The organism is Microbacterium neimengense (assembly GCF_054782995.1).
On sequence record NZ_BAAGRK010000015.1, the window covers coordinates 511454 to 536199 of the forward strand.

Below are 24746 nucleotides of genomic sequence, written 5' to 3' on the forward strand. Positions count from 1 at the left end.
CGCCGATCGGGTCGCTACTCAGTTCAGTGCGCGGGTCGAACCGGGGATGGAGCCGTCGGCGTACAGCTCCTTTGCCACATCCTGCAACGCGGTGAGCGCGACACGCTGGGTGGTGGGTCCGTAGGAGATGCGCGCGACGCCGAGCGCTTCGTACTCCGCGGCGGTCAGCGCCCCCGGAAGCCCGATGACGCTCACCTTGCACTCGCCGATCCCTTCGACGAGGCGGCGGGCGACGACGGCGTCCAGGATGCCGGGGACGAAGACCACATCGGCGCCGGCGTCGAGGTAGGCGCGGCCCCGCTCGATCGCGTCGGCGATGGACTCCTCGACCGGGCGTCCGCCCGCCCGCACGAACGCATCGGTCCGTGCGTTGAGGGCAAACGGCACCCCTTCCGCATCCGCGGCAGCCGTGATCGCGGCGATGCGCGCGACGGCCTCGTCAAGTGGGCGCAGCCTGTCCTCGACGTTGGCCCCCACGACACCCACGCCGATGGCGCGACGGACGGTGTCTCCCGGGTCCTCGTACCCGTCATCGAGATCGGCGGAGACGGGCACGTCGCCGGCCACGCGGACGATGCGCGAGACCATGTCGAGTGTCGTCTCCAGCGGGATGGTGCCGTCGTCGTACCCGAAGCTCGCCGCGATGGAATGACCCGCCGTGGCGATCGCGCGTGTCTCGGGCAGGGCGAGGACGGCGCGTGCCGAAACGACGTCCCACACGTTCACGACGCGCAGGATCTCGGATGCCGCGTGCAACTCGCGCAGTCGCGTCGCGCGCTCGGAGATGGTCAGTGACGAAGTACGGGAGGTCATGCCCTCACGCTAGAGCACGTGTGTCCCGGCGACGCGGATCGCATCCGAACGCCATTCCCGGCGCATCCGACAGGCGGAACCACTGGCGCGTGGTCGAATCGATTCGATATCCTGAAGGACGCGGTCGTCGAACCGCCGTCTTCTCCGCACGATCTCGAGAGCTTTCGCATGTCCACCTCACTGACCACGGGCAGCCCCTGGCGCGTCATCCTCCTCTTCTCCGTTCCCCTCCTCGTCGGCAACGTCGTGCAACAGCTGTATCAGGTGGTCGACGCGATCGTCGTCGGACGCCAGTTGGGTGTGGACGCGCTCGCCGCCGTGGGCGCGACGGGCAGTCTGCTGTTCCTGCTCATCGGGTTCGCGTGGGGTCTGACCTCGGGCTTCGCCATTCCCACCGCACAGGCGTTCGGTGCGGGTGACCATGCGGCCGTCCGGCGATCGGTCGCCACCGGCACCGTGCTGACGGCCGCGACCAGTGCCGTCCTCACCGTCTGCGCGCCCCTCGTGTCGCGTCCTCTGCTCCAGCTGCTGCAGACTCCTCCTGAGCTGCTGGACAACGCGACCGTCTTCGCCCAGGTCAGCTTCCTCGGTGCTGCGGCCACCATGTTCTTCAACTATCTCGCGGCCACCATCCGGGCCATCGGCGACGCACGAACCCCGCTCGTCTTCCTCACGGTCGCGTGCCTCCTGAATGCAGGGCTCGTCGTGCTCACGGTCGGCCCTCTCGGGTGGGGGGTCGCCGGAGCGGCGGTGGCGACGGTCGTCTCGCAGGCTGTGTCGGTGCTGCTGTGCCTCGCGTACGTGCGCCGGCGCGTGCCGATCCTGCATCTGACCCGCCCCGACTGGAGAGTCACCCGCGCGGACATCGCCCTGCATCTTCGGCTCGGCCTGCCCATGGGGTTCCAGGCATCCATCATCGCCATCGGAACACTGGCGGTGCAGGTGCGTCTGAACGAGCTCGGCGCGGATGCCGTCGCCGCCTACACCGCCGCGGCACGCGTCGACGGACTGGCCGTGGCTCTGCTGCAGTCTCTCGGCCTGGCGGTATCCATGTTCGTCGCGCAGAACTTCGGCGGCGGTCGCCCCGACCGCATCCGCGCAGGCGTGCGCCAGGCATCCTGGCTCGCCATCGCCGGCGCCGTCGCCCTCGGCGGACTGCTCATCGTCTTCGGGGCGCCCATCGTGCGCCTGTTCGTGGGAGACACCGCACCGCAGGTCGTCGATCTCGCCGCGCTCAACCTCGTCATCAACGGCGCCAGTTACACGTTCCTCGGAATCCTCTTCGTCCTCCGCGGTGCGCTCCAGGGCCTGAGTCACACCGTCATCCCGACCGTCACGGGGGTCATCGAGCTCGTGATGCGCGTGGGCGCCGCGATCGCGCTCGGCGCCGCCTTCGGGTTCGCCGGGGTCGCCTTCAGCAATCCGCTCGCGTGGCTGGGAGCCGTGGTGGTCCTGATCCCGGCGTACGTGCGCGCCCACCGCCGCCTCGCCCACGATCCCATCTCCCGGGTGGACCACGTCTCCCCCGAGACCACGCCCATCCCGGTCGTCGGACCGACGAGCGGATCCATGGTCGTCGACGCGATCGTCACCCGCCCCATCCCCATCGTCCCGACCCGCCCGCGCGGACGACTGCTGCGCTCACGCCGCCGCTGAGGCGGATCGGCGGCGCGGGACCAAAAGTGCGAGATGCGTTGTTGCACCCATCGATGCCGCCGTCCGGCCGCATCGCAGACCGGCGGATCTACACTCGTGAAAGCCATCACGCGGCGACGATCCGTCCGACAAGGAGTAGTCAGCATGACCACCGACAACGGAACCATCACGCAGATCCCCGGTACCGAGACCGCCGTGCTCGCGGGCGGGTGCTTCTGGGGCATGGAGGACCTCATCCGTCGTCAGCCCGGCGTCCTCGACACCCGCGTGGGCTACACCGGTGGGCAGAACGATCACGCGACCTACCGCAACCATCCCGGTCACGCGGAGGCCGTCGAGATCGTCTTCGACCCCACCAAGACGACCTATCGCGACATCCTCGCGTTCTTCTTCCAGATCCATGACCCGTCGACCCTGAACCGCCAAGGCAACGACATCGGCACGAGCTATCGTTCGGCCATCTTCCCGCTCACCGAGCAGCAGGAGCAGGAGGCCCGCAACACCATCGCGGACGTGAACGCCTCGGGCCTGTGGCCGGGCAAGGCCGTGACGACGATCGAGTCGGCGGGTCCGTTCTGGGAGGCGGAGCCCGAGCATCAGGATTACCTCCAGCGGATCCCCAACGGCTACACCTGCCACTTCCCTCGGCAGGGTTGGGTGCTGCCGCGTCGCGAGAGCGCCACGACGCAGGCCTGATGCAGGCGGATGCGGCGAGCACACGCCCGCCGCATCCGCTGCATCACTCACCTGCCAGCATGCGTCAGTTCAGATCGTTCGGGTGGGTGCCGACACGGCCGGATCCGTCACCCGGGTCGAGTGCTGTGATCGCGGCGACCTCGTCGTCGGAGAGCTCGAAGTCGAACAGGTCGAGGTTCTCCGCCATCCGATCCCGGTTGACCGTCTTCGGGAACACGATGTTGCCGACCTGCAGATGCCAGCGCAGGACAACCTGAGCGGGTGTCTTGCCGTGAGAGGTCGCAGCATCGTGGATCGCGGGGGTGCCGAACAGGTCGTACTTGCCCTGACCCAGCGGTCCCCATGCTTCGATGTGCACGCCGTTGTCCTTCGCCCAGGCGACCACCTCACGCTGCTGGTACGCGGGGTGCAGCTCGATCTGATTGACGGCGGGAACCTTGCCCGTCGCCGCCACGAGGCGTTCGAGGTGCTCGACGAGGTGATTGGAGACGCCGATGGAACGGGCGAGTCCGGCTTCGTTGAACGAGACGAGCTGCTCCCAGGCATGCACGTAGTTGTCGTTGGCCGGGGCCGGCCAGTGCACGAGGTAGAGGTCGACGTGATCGAGTCCCAGCTTGGTCAGACTCTCCTCGAGGGCCTGCTTCGGCTGCGATCCGGCCTGCCGGTCGTTCCACAGCTTCGTCGTGATGAACAGTTCGTCGCGCGGAATCCCGCTGGCCGCGATCGCGCGCCCAACCCCTTCCTCATTGCCGTAGATCGCTGCGGTGTCGATGTGTCGGTATCCGAGTTCGAGGGCGTCGGAGACGAATCTCTCCGTCTGAGCGGGGTCGACCTTGAAGACGCCGTACCCGAGCTGCGGGATGTCGTAACCAGAGTTGAGAGAGACCGAGGGGATGCGCCCCGCATTCGCTCGCTTCGCGTCGGCGCGGTGATCTGCGTGATGTTCTGCCATGCGTCCAGCCTACGAAGCGGGCGCGACATGCGGGCCGGGCTTGCGGGATCGAAAGATGTGCAGCAGCGGTGTTTTGCATCGATGACCGGGCCATCCTGACGTCACCGCGCTCATCGTGGCGCCCGCTCGCGTTGACGTCCCGGGACGTCCGGAGAATGATGGAAGAACCCGAACGCCGGTAGATCTACCGAAGGAAGTCTCCTATGCCCGCGCCCCGTCCGCTCGTGACCGCGATGGTCGCGTCGGCGGGTGCGCTCGTGCTCTCGTGCCTGAGCGTTTTCGCTCTCACCGGTGTCGACGCCGCGACCTCGCCGCGCGCGGCCAGCACTGATCGTGCACTCCCCCCGATCGCGTTGAACGCTCCCGCATCCTTGGAAGCGGCGATCGGCACGGAGCCGACACCGATCGCGGAACCCCCCACCCACGACGAGACCGTTCCTCCGTCGTCCCGCCGCGATCGGGACACCCCTCCGGCCGTCGGGCGTGTTCCGCAGCCGGCGCCGGCCCCCGCCCCAGCGCCGCCGGCAACACCCGCGCCGACTCCCGAGCCGACCCCGTCGCCGACGGACGAGCCCACACCGTCGCCCGAACCGACGACGACACCGACCCCGGATCCGTCCGACGAGGCACCGGAGGAGCCGACATCCGGCGTTGTCGCTCCCGACGGGTCGACCGAGATCCTTCAGGGCGACTGACCGAGCTTCATCCTCTCTGAATGACGGTCGCCTCCACCTGGATGTCCGCAGCGATCGACTCGAGCGCCGCCACGATGTCCGTCGCAGGAGTCTCCGCAGGGACCGCGGCCACGATCTCCGCCTGGAACAGCCGCCCGCCCGACATCGCCGCATCCTGCGTCTGCGTCGTCATACGGACGACGTTGACGCCGCGCGCACCCAGCGCGCTCGTCACCTCGCGGACGATCCCGACGCGGTCGTTGCCCATCACGCGGACGGCGAGTTCGCTCCGCGGCACCAGGGAGCGCCCGGGTGTGACGACCACGATGCTTGCCAACCCCTCCAGGACGCTCAACGCGTCCCGCAGCTCATCGGCACGGGACGGTGCGACGTCGACCTGGATGACCCCGGCGAAGGTGCCTGCCAGCTCCGCGAGCTCGCTGTTCTCCCAGTTGCCGCCGTGCGCGCTGATCACTTCGGCGACCGCGGACACGATGCCCGCACGGTCGACGCCGACGACGGTGAGCACAAGGGTTGTCATGGCGCCAGCGTAGCCACCGCGCTCAGTCCTCGAAATCCTCCGGCTCCACCTCGTCCAGGAAGCTGCGGAACTCGGCGATGCGCGACTCCTCGTCCCGCACCGAAACCTCATCCGACTGCTCCGAGACGGTGTCCGGAATGCCTGCCACCGCGAGGACCTCGTCCGCGACGAAGATCGGTGCGTCCGCACGGGACGCCAGTGCGATGGCGTCCGACGGCCGCGCATCCACCACGCGAGCACCCAGCGGGGTGTCGAGGGTCACCGCGGCATAGAACGTGCCGTCGTCGACGCGTGTCACCTCGACCCGCTCGACGCGCGCGGACAACTCGTCCACGATCGAGAGCATCAGCTCGTGGGCCAGCGGGCGCGGTGACGGGGCACCCTGCACGGCGACGAGGATCGCAGTCGCTTCTTGGGCACCGATCCACACCGGAAGGATCCGGTCCCACGGGCGGACAACCGGCTTCAACAGGATCACATGCTCCTGCGCCGGATCCAGAGCCACCCCCAGGATGCGGACGCGAACCATGGCACCTCCCGGTCGTCAATGTGCTGCCATGCTACGCACGGCCGCGGAGGGCGAGGGCCGACGCGAAGGACGAAGATCGATTCATCGGAATGCTTCCTGCCTTCGTATGGTTGTCGTCGATATGGAACGCTTCGGAACACTGTCCTTCGGGCACTACGGCCCTCTCGGCGGCGGCCGCATCCTCACGGCGCGCGACTCGATGCTCCAGGCGATCGACCTCGCCGTGGGCATGGACGAGCTCGGCGTCGACGGCATCTACTTCCGGGTCCACCACTTCGCGCGCCAGCAGGCCTCACCCATGCCGCTTCTCGCCGCGATCGCCGCGCGGACCTCGCGTATCGAGATGGGGACCGGCGTGATCGATATGCGCTATGAGAACCCCCTCTCCCTGGCCGAGGAAGCGGCCGCGGTCGACCTGATCAGCGACGGCAGGCTCGCGCTGGGCGTCAGCCGCGGGTCACCCGAGTCGGTGGTGCGCGGCTACGAGACCTTCGGCTACACGGGTTCTGAGGACCCCCGGGGTGCCGACATCGCGCGTCGGCGTTTCGATCTGTTCCTGCGCGCGATCGACGGCGAGCCGCTCGCCGAGCGCGACGCGAACAGCCCCTTCGGCGGCGGAACCGGGATGCAGGCGATCGAACCACAGTCCCCCGGCCTCCGCTCGCGGGTGTGGTGGGGGGCCGGCAGCCGCGACACCGCTGAATGGGCCGGACGCGTCGGTGTGAACCTCATGTCCTCGACGCTGCTCACCGAGGCAGACGGCACGCCCTTCGATCTTCTGCAGGCGCAGCAGATCGACGCGTTCCGCGCGGCGTGGCGCGAAGCCGGTCACGCGGGCACGCCCCGCGTCTCGGTCAGTCGCAGCATCTTCCCGATCACGACGGCGGAGGACGCCATGCACTTCGGCGGTTCGCAGGGCGGGGATCAGATCGGCATCATCGACGGCATGCGCTCGACGTTCGGCAAGACCTACGCCGCCGAACCCGACGTGCTGGTCGAGCAGTTGCTGCAGGATGCGGCCATCCAGTCCGCCGACACGCTCATGCTCACCATCCCCAGCCAGCTGGGCGTGGAGTTCAACCTGCGCGTCGTCGAGTCGTTTGCGAAGTACGTCGCGCCGGCCCTCGGCTGGAAGGCCCCGGTCTCGGCCTGAGGGCGCCCGCTACCGCGTCTGAGCAATCGTCGAGCGAGCGTCCTTTAGCCGAGTGAGCATTCCATCGAATGCTCACTCGGCTAAAGGAATGTTCACGCGGCGGGAGACAGCGGGGCGTTCGCTCCGTCAGCCGGCGGCGGGCAGGACGGAGTCAAGGACGACGTCTTCGCCCTGCTGACTGATCGCCACGCTCGCGCCTCTCGTGCCCAGCCCCGTCGAACGCCCTGGGCCAGCGGCGAGGGCGCCCGGCGACGAGACGCGAACACGCACTCGACCGTCGGCCATCACGGCGATCGCGACGGCGGCGACACGCGCTGCTGAGTGCTTCACAGCGTTGACCAAGGCTTCATTGACCGCTTCCACGGCGCGCGCGGCCGTCCGGGGATCGGTCAGGGCGAGACGCGCACCCGCGTCGACCTGGAGCGTCGTCGTGACGACACCGCTCCAGGCGGACAGGAGAGCCTCGACAGATCCGGCGAAGCCCGGCGCGGGTGCGCCGTCCGCATCCGGAGGTGCTTCGAGGATGGCATCGAAGGCCTCCTCTGTCTGGTCGCGGAACACCGCGAGGTCCTCCGGTGTCGGTGGTTCGTCCTCCGCCTGCGCGGCGAGGATCACGCACCGTCCCTGCACCCGGCCGTGGAGCAGCCCCGACGCGCGAACGAGCTGCTCACTGGCCTGCGCCCTCCGCGCTGCGACGCGCTGCGCCACGCGCGCCAGTACACGCGCGGCACGGTGCTCGGCGGAGCGCACTCTACGCACCGCATCCACGCACAGCGACAGCGCCACTGCCGCCGCGGGGATCGCCACGACGCCGACGACGCTGAGCATCCTCAGATCCGGCAGTAGCGCGAAGGTCAGAGCGGCCACGCCGACTCCGGCCAGCAGCCATGCCCCGATGAACGCGACCGGCCGCACGGAGCCGGGCGTCGACCCGCGAAGGCGAGGAAGACGGGTCGCTGCTCCCGCGGCGACATCGAGCAGACACACGCCGAGGTAGCCGAGCCCGACGAGCGCGGGCGGCCCGGCAGTGAACGCGAAGGGCAGAGAGGCGATGTTGTAGACGAGAGCGACGACGAGCCACGGCGTCGGAATCAGCACGAGCGGTGACCCACCCGCGGCGGCAGCCGTTCTCCCGGGCGCGGGCGGGTCCGCGGGAAGACCCCCGTCGTCCGCAAGCTCGGCCAACCGGTGGCTCCGCTCGCGCACCTTCGCGGCGTACGCCCGCACGGTGTCGAAGTCCACGTCACCGCTCAGCATCGCGTCCCGACCCGCGCGCAGGTCGATCACCGTCTGCGCCAGGATCTCGCGGGTCTGCGTCACACGCTCCTGGGCGCGATCCAGGCGCGCACGCATGAGCTCCAGAGCATCAGCCAACCGCTGAGCGACGAGTCGGCGTCGCGCGAACTGCGTGGTCCCGACGCCGACGACGCCGAACACCACGAGGGTCGTGACGAGGTTGGTGAGCGTTCGCGGACCCCACGCACCCGTCGTGGGCGTGTCCCACAACAGCAGACTCACGGCGTTGTTGACGGGGGCGCGCACGACCGCCGCAGCAACAAGCGCCCCCAGCACCACGATCGCGCGCGCGTAAGGCGCCGTCAGCCGCCGTTCGGCCGCTGCCGCCGGCAACACGATGATCGAGAGAACGATCCAGCCGAGCGCACCGACCAGCACCGCCGCCGCGTAGCCCTCGAGCGTCGCATCGCCGACCGTGGGCACGCTGACCGTGCTGGCGACGACGAAGGACAAGAGCGCGCTCCAACGCGTCAGAAAGGCGCCGCCGGAGACCGCATCCGCGCAGGTCCGGGCGGCGCGTCGGAAACTGCCACGCACCCGACGCACCATGCTGCACTCCCTCTGGCGCTCGCGCCTCGCCGGAATCATCGTGCCCCGCATCCGCTCCACCGGCAAGCGCACCCGCATCCCTTCGCCGCGCCGGATGTTGACACCCGCTCCGTTCGGCCGGATCCTCGAGTGTGACCCGCGTGCGCCTCGACCTCAACATCTCGCTGGACGGCTTCGCCACCACGACCGACCAGACACCGGAGAACCCGTTCGGCGACGACTGGGGGCGACTGACCGCCGCGTACGTCGCCACACGCACCTTCCGCCGCCGCGTGCTCCACGATGAGACCGGATCGGGAACGGCGGGCGTGGACGACGCGTACGCCGCACGCTACTTCGAGGGCGTGGGCGCCGAGATCATGGGTGCCGGGATGTTCGGCCTGCACCTGCACGGCGACGACCCCGACTGGCGCGGTTGGTGGGAGGACGAGCCTCCCTTCGAGGTTCCCGTGTTCGTTCTCACGCACCGCGAGCGACCGACGATCGAGATGGCGAACGGCACGGTGTTCCACTTCGTCCAGGGATCGCCGGCAGCCGTCCTCGCTCGGGCGATCGACGCGGCGGGCGGTGGGGACGTGCGGATCGGCGGCGGCGCGAGCACGGCGCGGGCGTTCCTCGGCGAAGGACTCGTCGACGACCTGCACGTGGGCATCTCGCCCATCATCCTCGGTAGCGGCATCCGCCTCTGGGACGATCTGCGCGGCTGGGAGGCGGAGTACGAGGCGATCAGCGAGGCCGCGCCGAACGGAGTGATGCACCTGACCTTCCGACGTCGCTCGCGCGCCTGAGTCCGTCGGGAGTATCGCCTATACGGCTTGAGCGAAGCCCTCCCCCTCGGCGTCGATACTCTCGACCAGGTGTGCGAGTTCCGTCGGGATCCGGCGGCCGTGGGCGCGCATCGACTGGGCCCACAAGCGTCCGGCACGGTACGACGAACGCACCAGGGGGCCCGCGAGCACGCCGAGGAAGCCCATCCGCTCCGCCTCCTCCCGGATCGCGACGAACTCGTCCGGTTTCAGCCACCGCGCGACCGGCAGGTGACGCGGCGTCGGTCGGAGATACTGCGTGATGGTGACGATGTCGGTGCCCGCCTCGCGGAGATCGCGCAGCGCTTGGAGCACCTCGTCGGGCTCCTCTCCCATGCCGAGGATGAGGTTCGATTTCGTGATCAACCCCGCTGCCCGCGCCCTCGTGAGAACCCCCAGGGAGCGCTCGTAGCGGAAAGCCGGGCGGATGCGGGCGAACAGTCTCGGGACGGTCTCCACGTTGTGCGCGAAGACCTCGGGACGCGAGGAGAAGACCTCGTCCAGCAGATCCGGATCTCCCGAGAAGTCGGTGGCCAGGATCTCGACCCCGGTTCCCGGGTTCTCGGCGTGGATGCGGCGGACGGTCTCCGCGTGAAGCCATGCGCCCTCATCCGGCAGGTCGTCGCGGGCGACGCCCGTGACCGTCGCATATCGCAGCCGCATCCGTCGGACACTCTCGGCGACTCGGCGCGGTTCGTCGGTGTCGTAGTCGGCGGGCTTGCCGGTGTCGATCTGGCAGAAGTCGCAGCGCCTGGTGCACTGGGCGCCCCCGATGAGGAACGTCGCCTCGCGGTCCTCCCAGCACTCGTAGATGTTGGGACAGCCGGCCTCCTGGCAGACGGTGTGGAGGTCTTCCGTCCGCACGAGCTCGCGCAGCGCCGAGTACTCGGGCCCGGTGCGCGCCTTCGTCTTGATCCACTCGGGCTTGCGCTCGATGGGCGTCTGGGCGTTGCGGACCTCCAGCCGGAGCAGCCGCCGTCCCTCCGGTGCGCTCACGCCGTCGCCCCCGCATACTCGAGCCGGAACTGATGGGAGACGGTCTCAGCGAACTCCTGCGGCGAGATCCGGCCACCGGCGGCGTCGCTGAGGGTCGTGACACCGGCATCCGTGATCCCGCAGGGGACGATGCGGCGAAACGGTGCGAGCGAGTTGTCGCAGTTGACGGAGAAGCCGTGCATGGTGACACCTCGCTCGACGCGCACACCGATCGCCGCCACCTTGTCCGCTCCTGCAGCGCCCTCGACCCAGACGCCGCTGCGGCCCGGCACCTGGTGCGCATCGACGCCGTGCTCGGCGACAGCTGCGATCAGCACACGCTCGAGCCGGCGCACGTGCGCCACGACATCGATCGGATCCGGAAGACGCACGATCGGATAGCCCACGAGCTGGCCCGGCCCATGCCAGGTGATGCGGCCGCCGCGATCGACGTCGAGAACCGGGGTACCGTCGACCGGTCGCTCGGCCGGCTCCGTGCGCGTCCCTGCGGTGTACACGGCCTGATGTTCGAGCAGCAGCAGGGTGTCCCCTCGTACGCCCGCCGCGACCTCGGCGTGCAGGCGCCTCTGCAGCGCCCACGCGCGCCCGTAGGGCACGAGCGCTGGCGAGAAACCCACCGTCACGATGTCGAGCATTCTTCACTCCCTTGTTGGTCTCGGTCCAACAATAGCCGGAAGGCAAGGGGGCGCCGCCTCTCAGGACGACGTCCCCTTGCCTACAACCCGGTGAGATCGTTCGCGACGCGCGGAGCGCGAGCCGCTACGAAGTCGGAGTCGCGCGTCCCGTCCTGCGGCGACGCCACACCAGAAGACCGCCGAGCGCGAGAAGGCCTGCGGCACTGAGCAGTGTCACCACGACTCCCGCAGCATCCCGGCCGGTCGTGGCGAGTGCGCCGTCCGTCGCTGTCACCGTGACGGGCATCCATCCGATGACGGATCCGTCAGCGCCGGCGACAGCCACGCGGTGCGTTCCCAGGCTCGTTGTCGCAGGCACCGTCACGGTGACGGTCCTCGCCGCGGCCACCGTCGCCTTCCCGAGGTGGGTCGGCGTCGAGAACAGCCACACATGAACCTCGATACCCGGCTGAGCATCTCCGAGCGTCAACGTCAGCGCCTCGCCCCGTCGGACCGTGGCGGGGCCACTCACCGCGCCCTGTCGCTGCGCGGTCAGGTCGTCGGCAGAAGGCGCGATGACGCCCGCCGGCGCGGTCGTTCCCGGCGTGGGAGTCGGCGATGGCCCCGACACGGCGGGGACGGCGACCGTCCGCAGAGTCTCGACGTTGCCGACGACGTCCACCGCGCGATAGCCGACGACGCTCGCCTCGTCGCCGACGGTGACCACGTCGTCCAGACGCGACCACTGCCCGGATTCGCCGATCCGGTACTCGATCCGATCGACTCCGGCGTGCGTGTCGACCGCGGTCAGGCGCACGGTGCGCGCCACGGCGTCCACGGTCGCCGTGGTCACGGGAGCGTCGACGTCGATGGAGAACGATGCGACGCCGCCCGATTCCACGACCGGCTCGCCGCCCACGCTGGCGCGGTAGTCGACGGTGTGGGTTCCGGAGTCGGAGACCACGATTTCGTCCTGGTACTCCGTCCAGCCGCCGTCATCGATCCGGTACTGGATGTCGGCCTTCGCCCGCTCGTTGAGTGCCAGGGCGACGGATACCGCGGCCGGGTACCACCCGGAGATCTGAGCGGCGGCCGAGCTCACATCCGCCGAGACGACGGGGGTCACCGCGGGCAGCTCCTCGAGGGCGGCGACCGCGCGATTCAGGGCCTGCGCCGGAGCATCGACTTCGTTCTGCGTCGTCGGGCCCGCGACGGACTTCGCCCACGTGAGAGCTGCCGCCACGCTCGCCCATGATGCATCGGTGTAGTCGCGCCGGTCCAAACCGGACGCCTCCCGGATGAGCCAGTCGAGGTCGCTCGTGTCCACCGCGACTCCGTCGGCGCTGAGCACATCGGAGAGGTAGAAGTAGTCGAAGTCGGCATGCCCGCCGGTCGTCTGCTTCGCGTAGCTGAACAGGCCGAACCGCTGACCCTTGAAGTGCTTGGACTCCCACGAGGCCCGCTTCGGCTGAGCTGCCCCGAGCGCATTCCAGGTGACACCGTCCCAGCTGTAGAGGAACCGGACGGTGTTGCGGTCCGCACCGGACTTCCGCATGTTCAGGTCAGCCTTCAACAGCACCGTGGTCGTTCCGGCCGGAACGGGCACACTGGCGACGAAGTCCTCCGCTGTCGCGATCGACTCCTGGTCGGTGTAGTCGCGCACCGGACGGTTGACGACGCCCAGTGTGAACTGCCCGTTCTGCTTGGTCACGCCGATGTAGCTGACCTGCCGGTTATAGACGGCAAGCCCCGAGACGTCGCCATCGTTGAGCGCACCGAAGTCGAGCCGGGTCTGGGCGGACGAGGCCGGGGCGAACGTGCGCTGCGAGAGGGTGTTGCGCGCCTCCTCGAAGTACGTCAGTTGATACTGCTTGTTCGCCTTGCCGGTCACCACGCGTCCGTTCGTGAGACGCAGCCAACCATCGCGATCGGTCAGCGACCAGTACCTGTTGTCTGCGTTGTGCCCCCATTGCCAGGGCAGCGCCAGGTGGGAGCCGTTGTCGGCCCCCTCTTCGGCCGTGTAGTGATCCGGAACTGCCCGCGCTCCGACCATCGAGACGTCGTCGACGAAGAAGATATCGGGCACGACGGCCGAGTCGACGGTCACGATCGAGACCTTCGCGTTGGCGATATCCAGCTCCGCAGGGATGGTGAACTCGCCGGCAACCTCCACGAAGGTCGTCGCGGCCGAGGCTGAGCCCTTCGGCACGCTGGTCTGTGCCATCACGTAGGAGTGGCCGGTCGTGTCGCTGAGAGTGAGTGCGAAGTTCGCAGGATCCACACCGGCGTCGCGATAGTGCACCCACGCGGAGACCGCGTACGTGGCCCCGCGCTGGAGAGTCGTCACCGTCTGCGACGCGCCGGCAGCATCCGTCGCGCGACCATTCACCTTCAGCGACATCGACCCCTGGTGGCGCGTCGAGTACCCGAGCCCGAGTGTTGTTCCGCCCAGCGACTGCCACGCCGTCGTGCCGCCCTCGATCGTCCCGTTCGAGATGTGCTCGCCGCGGGACTCCGGCACAACGACCTCAGGCGCCGGCACGTTGGGGTTACCGAAGTCTCGAGGCACGGCATCGTTGTCGAAGCGATCGGAGGTCACGACACTCGCCGACTCGGCTTTGCGCCGGTCCGACGCGCTCAGGGTGACCGGCATCGGCTGCGCGCCGGGCAGCGGCACCTGCGAGCTTCCGTAGACGCCGGTTCCGAACACGGGCCACGCCTCCTCGTCGGCCGCATCCCATGTCACGGGAACGAGCACGGGGACGCGGCCGGTCGGGTAGTCGTCACCGAAGAGCAACGCCCACTGCGGCGTGGTGGAGTCGCCCGTGCCGATGAATCCGCCCTGCGCGACGAGGTTGGAGCCGACGGCGACACGCACTTCATACGGATCGGACGCTGCCGCGCCGAGCAGGCTCTTGGACCGCAGCACGATGGCCTGGCGCCCGTACTTGCCCCAGGCGATGCCGAGGACGTAGTAGTACCCGTTGATGTACTCGACCTGGTTCCCCTCCCAGCCGCCGCCCATGGCCTCCGAGGTGCTCAGACCGGTGTTGTTGATCGCGGTGGCCGTGGTCGCCGCAACGCGGTCGCTGATCACGCTGTGCAGATCGGGACTCATCTGGGCGATCTGCATCGAAGAGCTGCCATAGACGATGTAGGGGGTGTCGCCGTCGAAGAAGATGTTGGGGTCGTGGAAGCTGCGGTTGTAGCTGTGCTTCTCCCACTGCCCCTTCTCGATGTCGGTGGTCGTGAAGAGGTACGCGTGACCGTTGTTGTTGCTGTTCATCAGGGCGTAGAACGTGCCGTCGTGGTAGCGCAGGGTGCTCGCCCACTGCCCCTGACCGTAGGCGCTGTAGCCGTTGCGCAACGCGTTGGTGTCGGTGACCTCCATGACGTCGTACACGTAGTTGACGATCTCCCAGTTCACGAGGTCGTAGGAACGCAGGATGGGGGCGCCGGGGGTGAGCTCCATGGTCGTCGAGATCATGTAGTACGTGTCCCTGCTGGCACCCGCGGTGCCGGCGGGCACGCGGATCGTGGCGACGTCGGGCACGTCGGATCCGATGATGGCGTTCGTGAACGTGCTCTGCGTGGTCTGCGTCGATGTGAAGCTCTTTCCCTGACCAGACCAGGGGTCGTCATCTGCAGCTCGCGCGGCCGCCGTGCCCACGACTGCACCGGAGACGGTGGTCGCGACAGCGGCGGTCAGTGCTGCCGCTCGGGTCAGGACGCCGCCTGCACGTTTTCTCGGGTTCATGATCGTCACTGAATGTCTCCTCTTCCGCGCATCATCGCGCCACATCGAGTCACCGTCCGGGCGCCACGATCAGCCGCCGTACCCAGGCCTCGCCGCTGCAGGCTGCGGGACCGAACGACCGTTGTCCGGTGGGCGACGCCTGCATGTTAGCGAGAACACTCGACGGCGGGCAAGGTGCTCTCTGACAAATGTCGATCAGGAAGAACCACGCGATCCGACGAACGCGTCGTTCCGTCTGGTCGGCTCTAGGCTGATCGGATGCTGGAGATCCGCGCCGTTCGCACCGAAGACCACGCCGTCTGGCTCGAGCTCTGGCAGGGATACCTGACCTTCTACGAGACGGAACTCTCCGACGACGTCACGCAGTACGCCTTCGACCGCATCGTCGATCCCGCATCCGGGCTCGACGGCGCGATCGCCTGGCAGGACGGGCTCGCCGTCGGACTCGTGCACTGGTTGACGCACCAGGCGACCTGGTCCCGAGGCGACTACTGCTACCTCGAGGACCTGTTCGTCTTCCCCGGCGCACGCGGGAGCGGCGCGGGTCGATCACTCATCGGCCACGTCCAGGACTGGGCGAAGAATGCGGGCTGCACCAAGCTCTACTGGCTGACCGCAGAGACCAACACCCGCGCACGGGCCCTCTACGATCAGGTCGCAACCCGGAGCGGGTTCATCCACTACCAGCTGTCGCTCTGAGTCGGCGATGCCTTGGCTCAGCGCAGGAACTGCGTGGGGTCGAACTCGTCGATGGGAATGACGCGGATGCGGGGCAGCGGCGCATCGAATGCCTGAGCGTCGTACTCGATGTCGAAGAAGGTGACACCGCCCAAGGCGGCGTAGCCCGTGTTGCGGAACTCGTTGAACGCGAGCACTCCGACCCGCCGCTCGCCGTCGGCGAGAGGGGCGAGATCCTCCACGAAGTCGCCGTCGTGACTGACGAGCACGACGTCGTCGTCACGTTCGTGCAGAGCGCGAAGCGTGCGCTGGATGGCGATGTCGACGACCTTCGCATCCGCGGGGCCCGACAACGGCACCGGTTCGAACCCGAGCGCGGTCAGCGCCTGGACGAAGGTCATCGGAAGGTTGGTGGAGGCGTTCAGGAAGAAGAGGCCGCGTGCGTGCCCGCCCCAGGTGCGCTCGACGAAGGCGAGCAGGCGGTCCCAGCGTGGACGCTCATCCGGCTGCGGCCGGCGGCCGAGGATCGATCCGCCCAGCGTCGCATCGATGTTCTCCCCATCGACGAGAAGCCAGGTCGTCGCCTGTGCCTGTGTCATCTTCTCGTCTCCCGTCCTCACCGACTCGCTCACTCCTTCGCCCGCGGGGCGCACCACGCGTCGGCTCACGGACGCAGCAGGACCTTCGTCGCGCGGCGCTCGTCCATCGCGGCGTACGCCTCAGCGGCCTCGCTCAGCGGGAGTTCGAGATCGAAGACCAGGCCCGGTCGGATCGCTCCGGAGCGCACGTCTGGCAGCAGCTCCTCGATGTAGCCGCGCACCGGCGCCACACCGCCGTTGACACCCACATTCGAGCCGAACATGGTGCGCACGGGCAGTTCCGGGCCGCCGTTGGGAACACCGACGTACCCGACCATCCCGCCCGGTCGCGTCGAGCGCAGCGCCTGATCCATGGACGCCTTCGTGCCGACGCACTCGAGGACGCGGTCGGCGCCGATGCCGCCCGTGAGCTCGCGCACCTTCGCGATGCCCTCCTCGCCCCGCTCGGCGACGATGTGCGTCGCGCCGAACTCCCGCGCCAGTGCCTGTCGTTCGGGATGACGCGACATTGCGATGATCGTGGCGGCGCCCAGTCGCTTCGCGGCGATGACGGCGCACAGGCCGACCGCCCCGTCGCCGACGACGGCCACACTGTCACCGGGGCGCACCCCCGCGGAGACCGCGGCGTGGTGCCCCGTGCCCATGACGTCACTCAGCGTCAGCAGGCCGGGGATCTCATCGGGCTCGACGGGGCCTGGAACGACGGCGAGGGTGCCGTCGGCGAGAGGCACGCGTACGAACTCGCCCTGGCCACCGTCGGCGAAGCCGTCCTCGCGCACGTCGCTGCCCCACCATCCGCCGTTGAGGCACGAGGTGCTCACGCCGTTACGGCAGTTCACGCACGTGCCGTCGCACACGTAGAACGGCGCGATGACGAAGTCGCCGACACGAACGTTCTCGACGTCGCCGCCGACCTCCTCCACGACTCCGACGAACTCGTGGCCGATGCGATGAGGACGCTCCGTCGGCGTCACCCCCCGGTAAGGCCACAGATCCGAGCCGCACACGCAGGCAGCGACGACGCGGACGATCGCGTCGCGCCCGGTCGAGAGCTGCGGGCGCGGGACCTCTTCGACGCGGATGTCACGGGCGGCGTGGATGACGGTTGCGAGCATGATCCGAGCCTACGTGAGCCGGGGGTCGCGCGGCTCCCCGAGCGGATGCGGGGTCTTCCCCTCGGCGAGCATCGCGACCAGCCTGGCGATGCGTCCCGCTCTCGCCGACGGCGTGGCCGTCGCGACCCGGTGCAGCACTGCGTACCGGTTCGTCGCGTCAAGCCGCTCGAAGAGCGCCGCCGCCGCGGGCTCCGCCGCGAGTGCGACGCGGAGGTCGTCGGGTACCTCGATCGTGGCCGAACCCGCATAGGCGCGGTCCCATCGTCCGTCCGCTTTCGCGCGGTCGATCTCGGCCTGCCCGCGCGGGCGCATCCGCCCCTGTTCGATCAGACCGGCGACCAGTGTCAGATTGCGCTGGGACCACAAGGAGGCGCGGCGCCTGGGCGTGTAGCGCTGCAGGAATGTCGCCTCGTCGCGCCCGCGCTTCTGTCCGTCGATCCACCCACTGCACAGCGCCTCGTCCAGAGCGCCGTCGTAGCCGAGAGCGGTCGGCTCGGTCGTGCCCTTCTTCGCGAGCACGAGCCACACTCCCTCGTCGTCGTGCTCATGTTCGTCGAGCCACACGCGCCAGGCGGCGGCATCGGCGACGATCAGCGGATTCTCGGGCGTGTGCACGTCCCCATCCTCTCGCGCGTCAGCGCAATGCGGGAGAGGTGCTCAGCGGGCGCGGTCGCCCGCGCTGCGCGGCGGGTCGACGCTCACATCCAGTGGGTCGAGCCCGCGCAGGGAGGTCCACACGAGCTCCTCCCCCCTGGCCGCGTGCTGAGATGCACGGACGGCGCGCTCGTCGGCCCAGCTGTTGAGGCGATGCCCGCGGTGTCCACGGACGTGTTCGAGCACGACGTCGGGAAACCCCGCCGCACGCCGCGCGTCGCGCACCTCGATGAGCTGTTCGAGGATGTCGCGGTTGGCGGTCGGCTTCTTGGCAGAGGTCACCCAGCCGCGACGGGCGTGCCCGTCCATCCACTTCGTGTAGGTGTCGATCGCGTACATCGAGTCCGCCTGCACGATGAGCTCGGGCACCTGGAAGTGGTCTCGGATGGCGTAGAGCAGACCCAGCAGCTCGCCGATGTTGTTCGTGCCGCTCGGCAGCGAGCCCGCGGCCCACTGGCCGTCCTCGCCGACCCACGCCCAGCCCGCAGGCCCGGGATTGCCCTTGCAGGCGCCGTCGGTCGCGACGGTGTAGCGAGCGGGCGCGGCGTCAGTGGAGGACATCCCTCCATCTTCTCAGGCGATCGGTTCAGCCCGCCACGAGCTCCGGATGGTGGCCGCACGCCGTGCTGCCCGCGCACTCTTCGCAGCGCACCACGCGATCAGGGCATCCGGCGACGGTGCAGTCGATCATGCGCGACGTCGCCGCGCCGCATCCCGTGCAGCGCCCGATGTGCTCGGCGTCGGAGCCGAACGTCATCGCCTGCCGTCCGTCGAAGACGTAGAGCGACCCCTCCCAGAGCCCGGTGTTGCCGAACGTCTCGCCATATCGGACGATTCCGCCGTCGAGTTGATACACCTCCTGGAACCCGCGTGCCGTCATCAGGCTCGAGAGCACCTCGCACCGGATGCCGCCGGTGCAGTACGTGACGATCGGCTTCTGCTTCAGGTGGTCGTACCGACCGGAGTCGAGCTCCGCGATGAACTCCCTCGTCGTCGAGACGTCCGGGACGACCGCCCCGCGGAACCGGCCGATCTCTGCCTCGAACCCGTTACGGCCATCGAAGAACACCACATCCTCGCCGCGCTCCTCGACGAGCTTGTGCACGGCGCCGGGCGTCAGGTGCGTGCCGGTGCCCACCACGCCGTCCGTGTCGACGCGCAGCTCGTCGGGCGCACCGAAGGTGACGATCTCGTCGCGCACCTTCACCGAGAGTTTCGGGAAGTCCAGGCTCCGGCCCTCGTCGTCGAGCCCGGTTCCCTCCGACCACTTCAGGTCGAGACCGCGGAAGGGCTCGTGCTGTCGCGTCTTCCGCGCGTAGGTCTTCACCGCGCCGAGCTCACCGCCGACCGTGCCGTTGATGCCGTGCTTCGAGATCAGGATGCGGCCGCGCAGTCCGAGCAGTTCGCAGAGGTCACGCTGCCACAGGCGAACGGCTTCGGGGTCGGCGATGGGGGTGAACCGGTAGTACAGCAGGATCTTCGAGATGGCCACCGAGACAGCGTAGGCGCTCAGCCCGCCGCGAGAGCCCACACGGCGGCGCCCGCCGACACGACGGCCAGGACGAGAGCGGTGCCGATCAGCACAGCATGGACGATGAGGAACCGTGTCGGGCGTCCCGCGGCGTCGCGCGCCCGCGCATCCTTCGCGACACGTCCGTAGAAGCGCGGCCAGACGACGACGTTGTAGACGGCGTTGACGAGCAGGAGGACGGCGAGCAGGACGATCATCCCCCGAGCGTAATCGCGCTCAGACGCGGTGGATCACGCGGCCGTCCATGATCGTGCCGACGACCTCCATCCCGCGCAGGGCGGACGGCTCCATCGCGCGCGGGTCGGTCGCGGTGAGTGCGAGATCCGCGCGCTGGCCGACGGCGATCGTGTCGGGGTTCGAGGAACCGCGATGCGTGGAGGCAGCGAGAGCGACGTCCACGGAGACGGTCTCGCCGGGTTGCCACGGCTCTCGCCCGTCCCGCGTGCGAGACGCGGCCGCCGCGATCTGGCGCCAGGGGTCGAGCGCGGACACCGGGGCGTCGGATCCGAAGCGAAGGTCGATTCCCGCGGCCCAGAGCGAGCGCAGCGGATACGGACGCGCCGTCTGCGTCGCCCAGATGCTGTCGGTCAGATCGCGGTCGTCGAGGGCGTGCTCCGGCTGCACGCTGGCCGCGACGCCGAGTCTCGCCATCCGCGGGATGTCGGCGACGGCCACGAGCTGCGCGTGCTCGATGGATCCGTGTGCGTCGGTGGCCGCGAACGCATCGAGGGCATGACGCATCGCCTCGTCTCCGATGGCGTGGATCGCGCAGTCGAGGCCGGCCGCCGTCGCACGCGTCATGACCTGGCGCAGATCCTCGGGCGGGATCGTGAGCAGTCCGTGCGGATGCGGCGCGTCGGCGTAGGCGACCGAGCACGCCGCGGTCCGGGTGCCGAGAGAGCCGTCGGTGATCGCCTTCAGTGCTCCGACCGTGATCAGGCCGCCGTCGTCGCCGCGGAGCGGGTCACCGCTGCGCAGGCCCTCCGCGATGGCTCGATCGAGGAGGTCGGGGTAGACGCCGAATTCCACACGCAGCAGGTCGAAGCCGGCCGCACGACGGCGCTGCCACGAGGACTCGTTCCACACCATGTCCAGATCCACCACGCCGACGACGCCGCGCGCTGACGCGGCGTCGGCCATCGCCGTGACCGCCGCATCCGACGCCCGGTCGGGAAGCTCGTTGAGACGCCGCGACATCTCGAATGCCGGCCCCTCGCGCAGGATCCCGTCGTCGGACGAGACTCCCTCGCGGGCGAGCGCTGCAGAGTTGAGCCACACACTGTGCACGTCGGCGTTGATGAGGTAGGTCGGGATGCCGCCCGTCGCCGCATCGAGGACCTCGAGCGACGGCGCGTCGGGCCAGAACGCATCACGGAAGCCGGTGCCGACCCGCCGTCCGTCCACACCCGGCGCCACCCGCCCCATCCGGGCCGCCGCATCCGCCGCCGAGACGGAATCCCCGAGGGGCTCGCGCAGCGCAGCCAACGCCCATTGCGTCACGTGCACGTGATGGTCCCAGAGCCCCGGGATGACATACGCGCCCTCGGCGCGATGCACGGCACCGGCCAGCCGGAGCGCCCCGGCGGGCGCGATGTCCGCGATGCGCCCGTCGTGAAGGACGATGTCGTAGACCTCCGCGCCCGGCAGGAGCTCGGCGCCCGGACCCGCGATACGGACGTCCGCGACGGCGTCGATGCGCGGCCGACTCATGCCTCGGGCCGTGCTCGCCGCGCCCGGGCCATCTCGTCCGCCAAGGCGGCGTTCGAGTGCGGGCCTTCCGCACGCAGGATGTCGACGATGTGGTCGACGACCTCCACGGGGCGGTTCTGGCTCAGCTTCCGCTTGGCCACGACCGAGGTGGGGGTGAGCCGGAAACCGACCGTGCCCCGTTCGAGACGATGCACGAATTCTGCGTCGTTCGGACGTTCCCACATGCGGCGCGGGGCCGGCATCGGCGACTCGAACCGGTCGACGAGACGATCCAGCACCCGCAGGTTCTCTTCGGTGCCGAGCAGCTCGGGGACGCCGCTCAGGTGCGCGGCCACGAAGTTCCAGGTGGGAACCGCCGGCACATCGCCGTACCAGCCCGGCGACACGTAGCCGTGAGGGCCCTGCACCACGACCATCAGCTCGCGCTCGCCCAGGCCGTGGATCGCGTCGTCGGGCTTGCCGACGTGGGCGACGATGCTCAGGTCGTCCCTGGTGTCATCGAGGAGCACGGCGTAGTGCGACGCGACGAGACCGTCGGGCCCCGCGCTCACGAGGGTCGCCCACGGGTTGTGTTCGATGAGTCGACGGATCTCCCCCACGTCGGTCATCGCGAAGCTGGGATTCTGTCTCACCGCATCCTCACTTCTGGCACACCGGGCACCAGTAGAGCTTTCGCGCCCCCATCTCCTCCAGCACGATCGATGTGCCGCTGATCCGACAGGGCAGGCCCGCGCGGTGGTAGACCCAGTGGCGGTCGTCGCGATGCGCCATCGCCCTGCGCCACTCATCCGGGCTGAGGTCGTCCATGGTCATCATCTGGCCGGTCTCGACGCCGATGCGCAGCAGTCTCACCCAGTCGCGCCAGAGGCCGCGCACGACCTCCTCCGGCACGTCGCGTCCCGGCGTGTGCGGGTCGAGCCGGGCGCGGAACAGCAGCTCGGCGCGGTAGACGTTCCCGATCCCGCTGACGACGCTCTGGTCCATGAGCAGGAGTCCGATCGGCGTGGGCTTGCGGCGGACGACGCTCGTGAAGCGCTCCTCGCCCGCTGCCACGTCGTCGACGAGCGGATCCGGGCCGAGCTTCGCGATGACCGCCTGCACCTGATCCGGGGTCAGCACCTCGCACGCCGTAGGGCCGCGCAGATCCGCGCACGTGGCGTCCGTGAGCAGCCGCAACCGCACCTGCCCCACGACCGGCGGCGGCCACGTCGCGTCGGTGTCGTCGAGCCCGGACGTCTGCTCGGACATGCGAACGTGTCCGCGCGCCTTGCGGGGCGCACCGATAGAGCTCAGCGAGTTCTCACCGGCAGCGTCCACAACGCGCTCCGTATCGGTCCCCCGCTGGTTCGTCTGCCCCATGCGTCCGTTGGCGGAGGCGATCGTCGGGTCGACGAGGATCTCGCCCGAGAAGTCCCATGCGCCGTACATCCCGAGATGCACCCGCAGCCACAGGTCGCCCTCGAACTCGAGGAACATCTGCTTGCCGACAGCGCGCACCGACAGCGCCTCACGGCCGTCCAGCAGCGCGGCACCCTCGGCGAATCGGCCCTGCGGGCTCGACGCCGAAACGCGGTGGCCGACGACGTTACGCTCGAACTGCCGGGCGATCCGATGAACGGAATGGCCTTCGGGCATCAGCCCGCTTCCGGGTCGAAGCTGCTGGACGCATCGTCGAGCACATCGGGGTGCGCGAGACCCGCTCGGGGGTCGGGAAGAAGCGAGCCGTCGCGCTCGAAGTCCGCGATCTGCGCGATGCGGCGCACGTGGCGCTCCTCGTTCGAGAAGGGCGTGGCGATGAAGCGGTCGATAAAGGTGGTCGCCTCCTCGAACGTGTGCTGGCGGGCACCGATCGCGATGACGTTCGCGTCGTTGTGCTCGCGCGCGAGCTCGGCCGTCGCGATGTTCCAGACCAGCGCCGCACGGATCCCCGCGACTTTGTTCGCCGCGATCTGCTCCCCGTTGCCCGAGCCGCCGAACACAATGCCCAGCGTCTCGATGCCCGCCGCCTGATCGCGAACGACCGCCTGGGCGGCACGGATGCAAAACGCCGGATAGTCGTCGACAGGGTCGTACTCCAGAGGCCCGTGGTCGACGACGTCGTGACCCGCTTCGGCGAGATGGTGCTGCAGGCGCGTCGAGAACTCGAGGCCGGCGTGATCCGTGGCGATATGGATGCGCATGATGCTCATCCTAGGGACGCGCGCACCCGGCCCGCACTCACGGCGCGATGCCGGCGGCCGCCGGCTTGAAGCCCGCGCGGATGTTCTCGCAGCAGCCGGGACGGCAGACGTCGAACCACGGGCCGAGCGACGTGCGGTGCGGGCGCTGCGAGGCCGGCGTGCCGGCGAGTCGCTCCTCGATCAGATCGACGAGCCCCGACACGTAGGCGGGATCGATGCCGGGCGTCGGCGTGCGGACGGCCCGGATGCCGACCTCCTGCGCCGACTCCATGGCCTCCGTGTCGAGATCCCAGAGAACCTCCATGTGGTCGCTCACGAACCCGAGCGGCACGATCGCGACGGCGGTGATCCCGGCGGCGGCGAGCTCCGTGATCTCGTCGTTGATGTCGGGCTCGAGCCAAGGCTGGGAGGCGGGGCCCGAGCGCGACTGGTAGACGAGCTTCCAGCCGATCTCCGGCGCCGACTGCGCCATGACGGCCTCGGCGACAGCCAGATGCTGGGCCTCGTACGCCCCGCCGGGGCCGAAGTCGCGGTCGCGCGGGCCCGAGCGCTGCGCGTCGGCAGTCGGGATCGAGTGCGTCGAGAACAGCACGCGGATCTGCTCCGCGGGCACCCCGTCGGCCAGGAAACCCGAAACCGCATCGCGGACGCCCTCGACGAAGGTGGACACGAATCCGGGGTGGTCGAAGAACTGACGAACCTTGTCGATCGTCACCCTCCCGCCCAGGTTCGTCGCGTCCAGAACGCGCGCGAAGTCCTCGCGGTACTGGCGACAGCTGGAGAACGAGCTGTACGCGCTCGTCGCGACCGCCAGCAGAGTCGTGTGACCGGCATCCGCTGCCTGCTGAACGGCCTCTTCCAGATACGGGCCCCAGTTGCGGTTGCCCCAGTAGACCGGCAGCCCGAGGCCGCGGCGCGCGATCTCGGCCTCGAGCGCAGCCTTCAGCGCGCGGTTCTGCGCATTGATGGGGCTCACGCCGCCGAAGTGGCGATAGTGGTGCGCCACCTCTTCCAGACGCTCGTCCGGGATGCCGCGCCCCCGCGTCACATTGCGCAGGAACGGGATCACGTCGTCCTGCCCCTCGGGCCCTCCGAAGCCGGCGAGCAGCACGGCGTCGTACGCGGTGGGCTGCTCGACCCAGGGCGGACCGCTTGCGGCGTGCGCCGAGGCGAAGGGCACCGCAGTGTCGGGGGTCTCGGTCTGAAGCGGGGTCTGTTCAGGGGAACTCACGCCAACATCCTCGCAC

Annotated in this window: 25 protein-coding genes; 6 read left to right on the plus strand and 19 right to left on the minus strand. The window is 69.3% G+C overall.

Annotation, left to right across the window (positions count from 1 at the left end):
- Positions 1-18: 18 nt before the first annotated feature.
- The gene (locus ACYVJS_RS13035; RefSeq protein ID WP_460740328.1) at positions 19-813 is read right to left on the minus strand and encodes an isocitrate lyase/PEP mutase family protein; all 795 of its coding nucleotides are present in this window, start codon (positions 811-813) and stop codon (positions 19-21) included.
- A 168-nt stretch (positions 814-981) separates the two neighbouring features.
- Between ACYVJS_RS13035 and ACYVJS_RS13040 the strand changes: the two genes are divergently transcribed.
- Positions 982-2469: an MATE family efflux transporter gene (locus ACYVJS_RS13040; protein ID WP_460740329.1), complete on the plus strand. Its 1488-nt coding sequence runs from the start codon at positions 982-984 to the stop codon at positions 2467-2469.
- Positions 2470-2613: 144 nt separating this feature from the next.
- Complete coding sequence (gene msrA / locus ACYVJS_RS13045; protein WP_460740330.1) at positions 2614-3165, plus strand: peptide-methionine (S)-S-oxide reductase MsrA; 552 nt, start codon at positions 2614-2616, stop codon at positions 3163-3165.
- A 64-nt stretch (positions 3166-3229) separates the two neighbouring features.
- Here msrA and ACYVJS_RS13050 read toward each other — a convergent pair whose 3' ends face one another.
- Positions 3230-4117 (minus strand): aldo/keto reductase, encoded by an 888-nt coding sequence (locus tag ACYVJS_RS13050; protein ID WP_460740331.1) that lies wholly within the window; start codon positions 4115-4117, stop codon positions 3230-3232.
- Positions 4118-4320: 203 nt separating this feature from the next.
- Here ACYVJS_RS13050 and ACYVJS_RS13055 point away from each other — a divergent pair, with 203 nt between their 5' ends.
- On the plus strand, positions 4321-4812 hold the full coding sequence (locus ACYVJS_RS13055; RefSeq protein ID WP_460740332.1) for a hypothetical protein: 492 nt from the start codon (positions 4321-4323) through the stop codon (positions 4810-4812).
- Positions 4813-4819: 7 nt separating this feature from the next.
- Here ACYVJS_RS13055 and ACYVJS_RS13060 read toward each other — a convergent pair whose 3' ends face one another.
- Both ACYVJS_RS13060 and ACYVJS_RS13065 read right to left on the minus strand, forming a co-directional pair.
- Positions 4820-5332, minus strand: a complete 513-nt coding sequence (locus ACYVJS_RS13060) for a glycine cleavage system transcriptional repressor (RefSeq protein ID WP_460740333.1) — start codon at positions 5330-5332, stop codon at positions 4820-4822.
- A gap of 22 nt (positions 5333-5354) precedes the next feature.
- The gene (locus ACYVJS_RS13065) at positions 5355-5861 is read right to left on the minus strand and encodes a bifunctional nuclease family protein (protein WP_460740334.1); all 507 of its coding nucleotides are present in this window, start codon (positions 5859-5861) and stop codon (positions 5355-5357) included.
- Positions 5862-5982: 121 nt separating this feature from the next.
- Here ACYVJS_RS13065 and ACYVJS_RS13070 point away from each other — a divergent pair, with 121 nt between their 5' ends.
- Positions 5983-7014, plus strand: coding sequence for an LLM class flavin-dependent oxidoreductase (locus ACYVJS_RS13070; RefSeq protein ID WP_460740820.1), 1032 nt, complete (start codon positions 5983-5985; stop codon positions 7012-7014).
- Positions 7015-7140: 126 nt separating this feature from the next.
- Here the strand turns inward: ACYVJS_RS13070 and ACYVJS_RS13075 are convergent, their stop codons facing one another.
- Positions 7141-8859 (minus strand): hypothetical protein, encoded by a 1719-nt coding sequence (locus tag ACYVJS_RS13075; protein ID WP_460740335.1) that lies wholly within the window; start codon positions 8857-8859, stop codon positions 7141-7143.
- A 131-nt stretch (positions 8860-8990) separates the two neighbouring features.
- On the opposite strand from ACYVJS_RS13075, the gene ACYVJS_RS13080 reads away from it, so the two are divergent.
- Entirely contained in the window at positions 8991-9647 is a 657-nt protein-coding gene (locus ACYVJS_RS13080) for a dihydrofolate reductase family protein (protein WP_460740336.1), read from the plus strand.
- Between the two features lie 18 nt (positions 9648-9665).
- Here ACYVJS_RS13080 and lipA read toward each other — a convergent pair whose 3' ends face one another.
- From lipA to ACYVJS_RS13095, 3 genes are all read right to left on the minus strand, one after another.
- Positions 9666-10661: a lipoyl synthase gene (lipA, locus tag ACYVJS_RS13085; protein ID WP_460740337.1), complete on the minus strand. Its 996-nt coding sequence runs from the start codon at positions 10659-10661 to the stop codon at positions 9666-9668.
- Complete coding sequence (gene lipB, locus ACYVJS_RS13090) at positions 10658-11296, minus strand: lipoyl(octanoyl) transferase LipB (RefSeq protein WP_460740338.1); 639 nt, start codon at positions 11294-11296, stop codon at positions 10658-10660. Before lipB ends, lipA begins: the two co-directional genes overlap by 4 nt.
- A 124-nt stretch (positions 11297-11420) precedes the next feature.
- Entirely contained in the window at positions 11421-15032 is a 3612-nt protein-coding gene (locus ACYVJS_RS13095; protein WP_460740821.1) for a beta-xylosidase family glycoside hydrolase, read from the minus strand.
- A 258-nt stretch (positions 15033-15290) separates the two neighbouring features.
- Between ACYVJS_RS13095 and ACYVJS_RS13100 the strand changes: the two genes are divergently transcribed.
- Positions 15291-15731 (plus strand): GNAT family N-acetyltransferase, encoded by a 441-nt coding sequence (locus ACYVJS_RS13100; protein ID WP_460740339.1) that lies wholly within the window; start codon positions 15291-15293, stop codon positions 15729-15731.
- A 17-nt stretch (positions 15732-15748) separates the two neighbouring features.
- Here ACYVJS_RS13100 and ACYVJS_RS13105 read toward each other — a convergent pair whose 3' ends face one another.
- The 11 genes from ACYVJS_RS13105 to ACYVJS_RS13155 form a co-directional block, all read right to left on the minus strand.
- Positions 15749-16309 (minus strand): NYN domain-containing protein, encoded by a 561-nt coding sequence (locus ACYVJS_RS13105; RefSeq protein WP_460740822.1) that lies wholly within the window; start codon positions 16307-16309, stop codon positions 15749-15751.
- Between the two features lie 65 nt (positions 16310-16374).
- Entirely contained in the window at positions 16375-17424 is a 1050-nt protein-coding gene (locus tag ACYVJS_RS13110) for a zinc-dependent alcohol dehydrogenase family protein (RefSeq protein ID WP_460740340.1), read from the minus strand.
- 9 nt (positions 17425-17433) lie between these two features.
- Positions 17434-18039, minus strand: a complete 606-nt coding sequence (locus tag ACYVJS_RS13115) for a YdeI/OmpD-associated family protein (protein ID WP_460740341.1) — start codon at positions 18037-18039, stop codon at positions 17434-17436.
- 42 nt (positions 18040-18081) lie between these two features.
- Positions 18082-18639: a ribonuclease H family protein gene (locus ACYVJS_RS13120; RefSeq protein ID WP_460740342.1), complete on the minus strand. Its 558-nt coding sequence runs from the start codon at positions 18637-18639 to the stop codon at positions 18082-18084.
- A gap of 25 nt (positions 18640-18664) precedes the next feature.
- Positions 18665-19570: an oxygen-dependent tRNA uridine(34) hydroxylase TrhO gene (trhO, locus tag ACYVJS_RS13125; RefSeq protein ID WP_460740343.1), complete on the minus strand. Its 906-nt coding sequence runs from the start codon at positions 19568-19570 to the stop codon at positions 18665-18667.
- A gap of 17 nt (positions 19571-19587) precedes the next feature.
- Positions 19588-19806 carry an SCO4848 family membrane protein gene (locus tag ACYVJS_RS13130; protein WP_344228312.1) on the minus strand — a complete coding sequence of 73 codons (219 nt, stop codon included), beginning with the start codon at positions 19804-19806 and terminating at the stop codon, positions 19588-19590.
- Positions 19807-19825: 19 nt separating this feature from the next.
- On the minus strand, positions 19826-21319 hold the full coding sequence (locus tag ACYVJS_RS13135) for an amidohydrolase (protein ID WP_460740344.1): 1494 nt from the start codon (positions 21317-21319) through the stop codon (positions 19826-19828).
- Positions 21316-21951 carry an FMN-binding negative transcriptional regulator gene (locus ACYVJS_RS13140; RefSeq protein ID WP_460740345.1) on the minus strand — a complete coding sequence of 212 codons (636 nt, stop codon included), beginning with the start codon at positions 21949-21951 and terminating at the stop codon, positions 21316-21318. The genes ACYVJS_RS13135 and ACYVJS_RS13140 overlap by 4 nt, the downstream gene beginning before the upstream one ends.
- 7 nt (positions 21952-21958) lie before the next feature.
- On the minus strand, positions 21959-22954 hold the full coding sequence (locus ACYVJS_RS13145) for an Fpg/Nei family DNA glycosylase (RefSeq protein WP_460740346.1): 996 nt from the start codon (positions 22952-22954) through the stop codon (positions 21959-21961).
- A complete protein-coding gene (locus tag ACYVJS_RS13150; protein ID WP_243227742.1) occupies positions 22954-23499 on the minus strand; it encodes a ribose-5-phosphate isomerase in 546 nt (181 codons plus the stop codon). The genes ACYVJS_RS13145 and ACYVJS_RS13150 overlap by 1 nt, the downstream gene beginning before the upstream one ends.
- A 37-nt stretch (positions 23500-23536) precedes the next feature.
- Positions 23537-24730: a ferrochelatase gene (locus ACYVJS_RS13155; RefSeq protein WP_460740347.1), complete on the minus strand. Its 1194-nt coding sequence runs from the start codon at positions 24728-24730 to the stop codon at positions 23537-23539.
- Between the last annotated feature and the right edge of the window lie 16 nt (positions 24731-24746).

Bases quoted from the DNA above. Each gene is read 5' to 3' on its own strand.
- ACYVJS_RS13120 (WP_460740342.1), bottom strand. From the start codon at position 18,639: ATGTCCTCCACTGACGCCGCGCCCGCTCGCTACACCGTCGCGACCGAC.
- ACYVJS_RS13105 (WP_460740822.1), bottom strand. From the start codon at position 16,309: ATGACACAGGCACAGGCGACGACCTGGCTTCTCGTCGATGGGGAGAAC.
- ACYVJS_RS13130 (WP_344228312.1), bottom strand. From the start codon at position 19,806: ATGATCGTCCTGCTCGCCGTCCTCCTGCTCGTCAACGCCGTCTACAAC.
- ACYVJS_RS13135 (WP_460740344.1), bottom strand. From the start codon at position 21,319: ATGAGTCGGCCGCGCATCGACGCCGTCGCGGACGTCCGTATCGCGGGT.
- msrA (WP_460740330.1), top strand. From the start codon at position 2,614: ATGACCACCGACAACGGAACCATCACGCAGATCCCCGGTACCGAGACC.
- ACYVJS_RS13035 (WP_460740328.1), bottom strand. From the start codon at position 813: ATGACCTCCCGTACTTCGTCACTGACCATCTCCGAGCGCGCGACGCGA.
- ACYVJS_RS13070 (WP_460740820.1), top strand. From the start codon at position 5,983: ATGGAACGCTTCGGAACACTGTCCTTCGGGCACTACGGCCCTCTCGGC.
- ACYVJS_RS13145 (WP_460740346.1), bottom strand. From the start codon at position 22,954: ATGCCCGAAGGCCATTCCGTTCATCGGATCGCCCGGCAGTTCGAGCGT.
- lipB (WP_460740338.1), bottom strand. From the start codon at position 11,296: ATGCTCGACATCGTGACGGTGGGTTTCTCGCCAGCGCTCGTGCCCTAC.
- ACYVJS_RS13040 (WP_460740329.1), top strand. From the start codon at position 982: ATGTCCACCTCACTGACCACGGGCAGCCCCTGGCGCGTCATCCTCCTC.
- ACYVJS_RS13150 (WP_243227742.1), bottom strand. From the start codon at position 23,499: ATGCGCATCCATATCGCCACGGATCACGCCGGCCTCGAGTTCTCGACG.
- ACYVJS_RS13060 (WP_460740333.1), bottom strand. From the start codon at position 5,332: ATGACAACCCTTGTGCTCACCGTCGTCGGCGTCGACCGTGCGGGCATC.
- ACYVJS_RS13110 (WP_460740340.1), bottom strand. From the start codon at position 17,424: ATGCTCGCAACCGTCATCCACGCCGCCCGTGACATCCGCGTCGAAGAG.
- ACYVJS_RS13065 (WP_460740334.1), bottom strand. From the start codon at position 5,861: ATGGTTCGCGTCCGCATCCTGGGGGTGGCTCTGGATCCGGCGCAGGAG.
- ACYVJS_RS13055 (WP_460740332.1), top strand. From the start codon at position 4,321: ATGCCCGCGCCCCGTCCGCTCGTGACCGCGATGGTCGCGTCGGCGGGT.
- ACYVJS_RS13075 (WP_460740335.1), bottom strand. From the start codon at position 8,859: ATGGTGCGTCGGGTGCGTGGCAGTTTCCGACGCGCCGCCCGGACCTGC.
- ACYVJS_RS13095 (WP_460740821.1), bottom strand. From the start codon at position 15,032: ATGAACCCGAGAAAACGTGCAGGCGGCGTCCTGACCCGAGCGGCAGCA.
- ACYVJS_RS13050 (WP_460740331.1), bottom strand. From the start codon at position 4,117: ATGGCAGAACATCACGCAGATCACCGCGCCGACGCGAAGCGAGCGAAT.
- ACYVJS_RS13100 (WP_460740339.1), top strand. From the start codon at position 15,291: ATGCTGGAGATCCGCGCCGTTCGCACCGAAGACCACGCCGTCTGGCTC.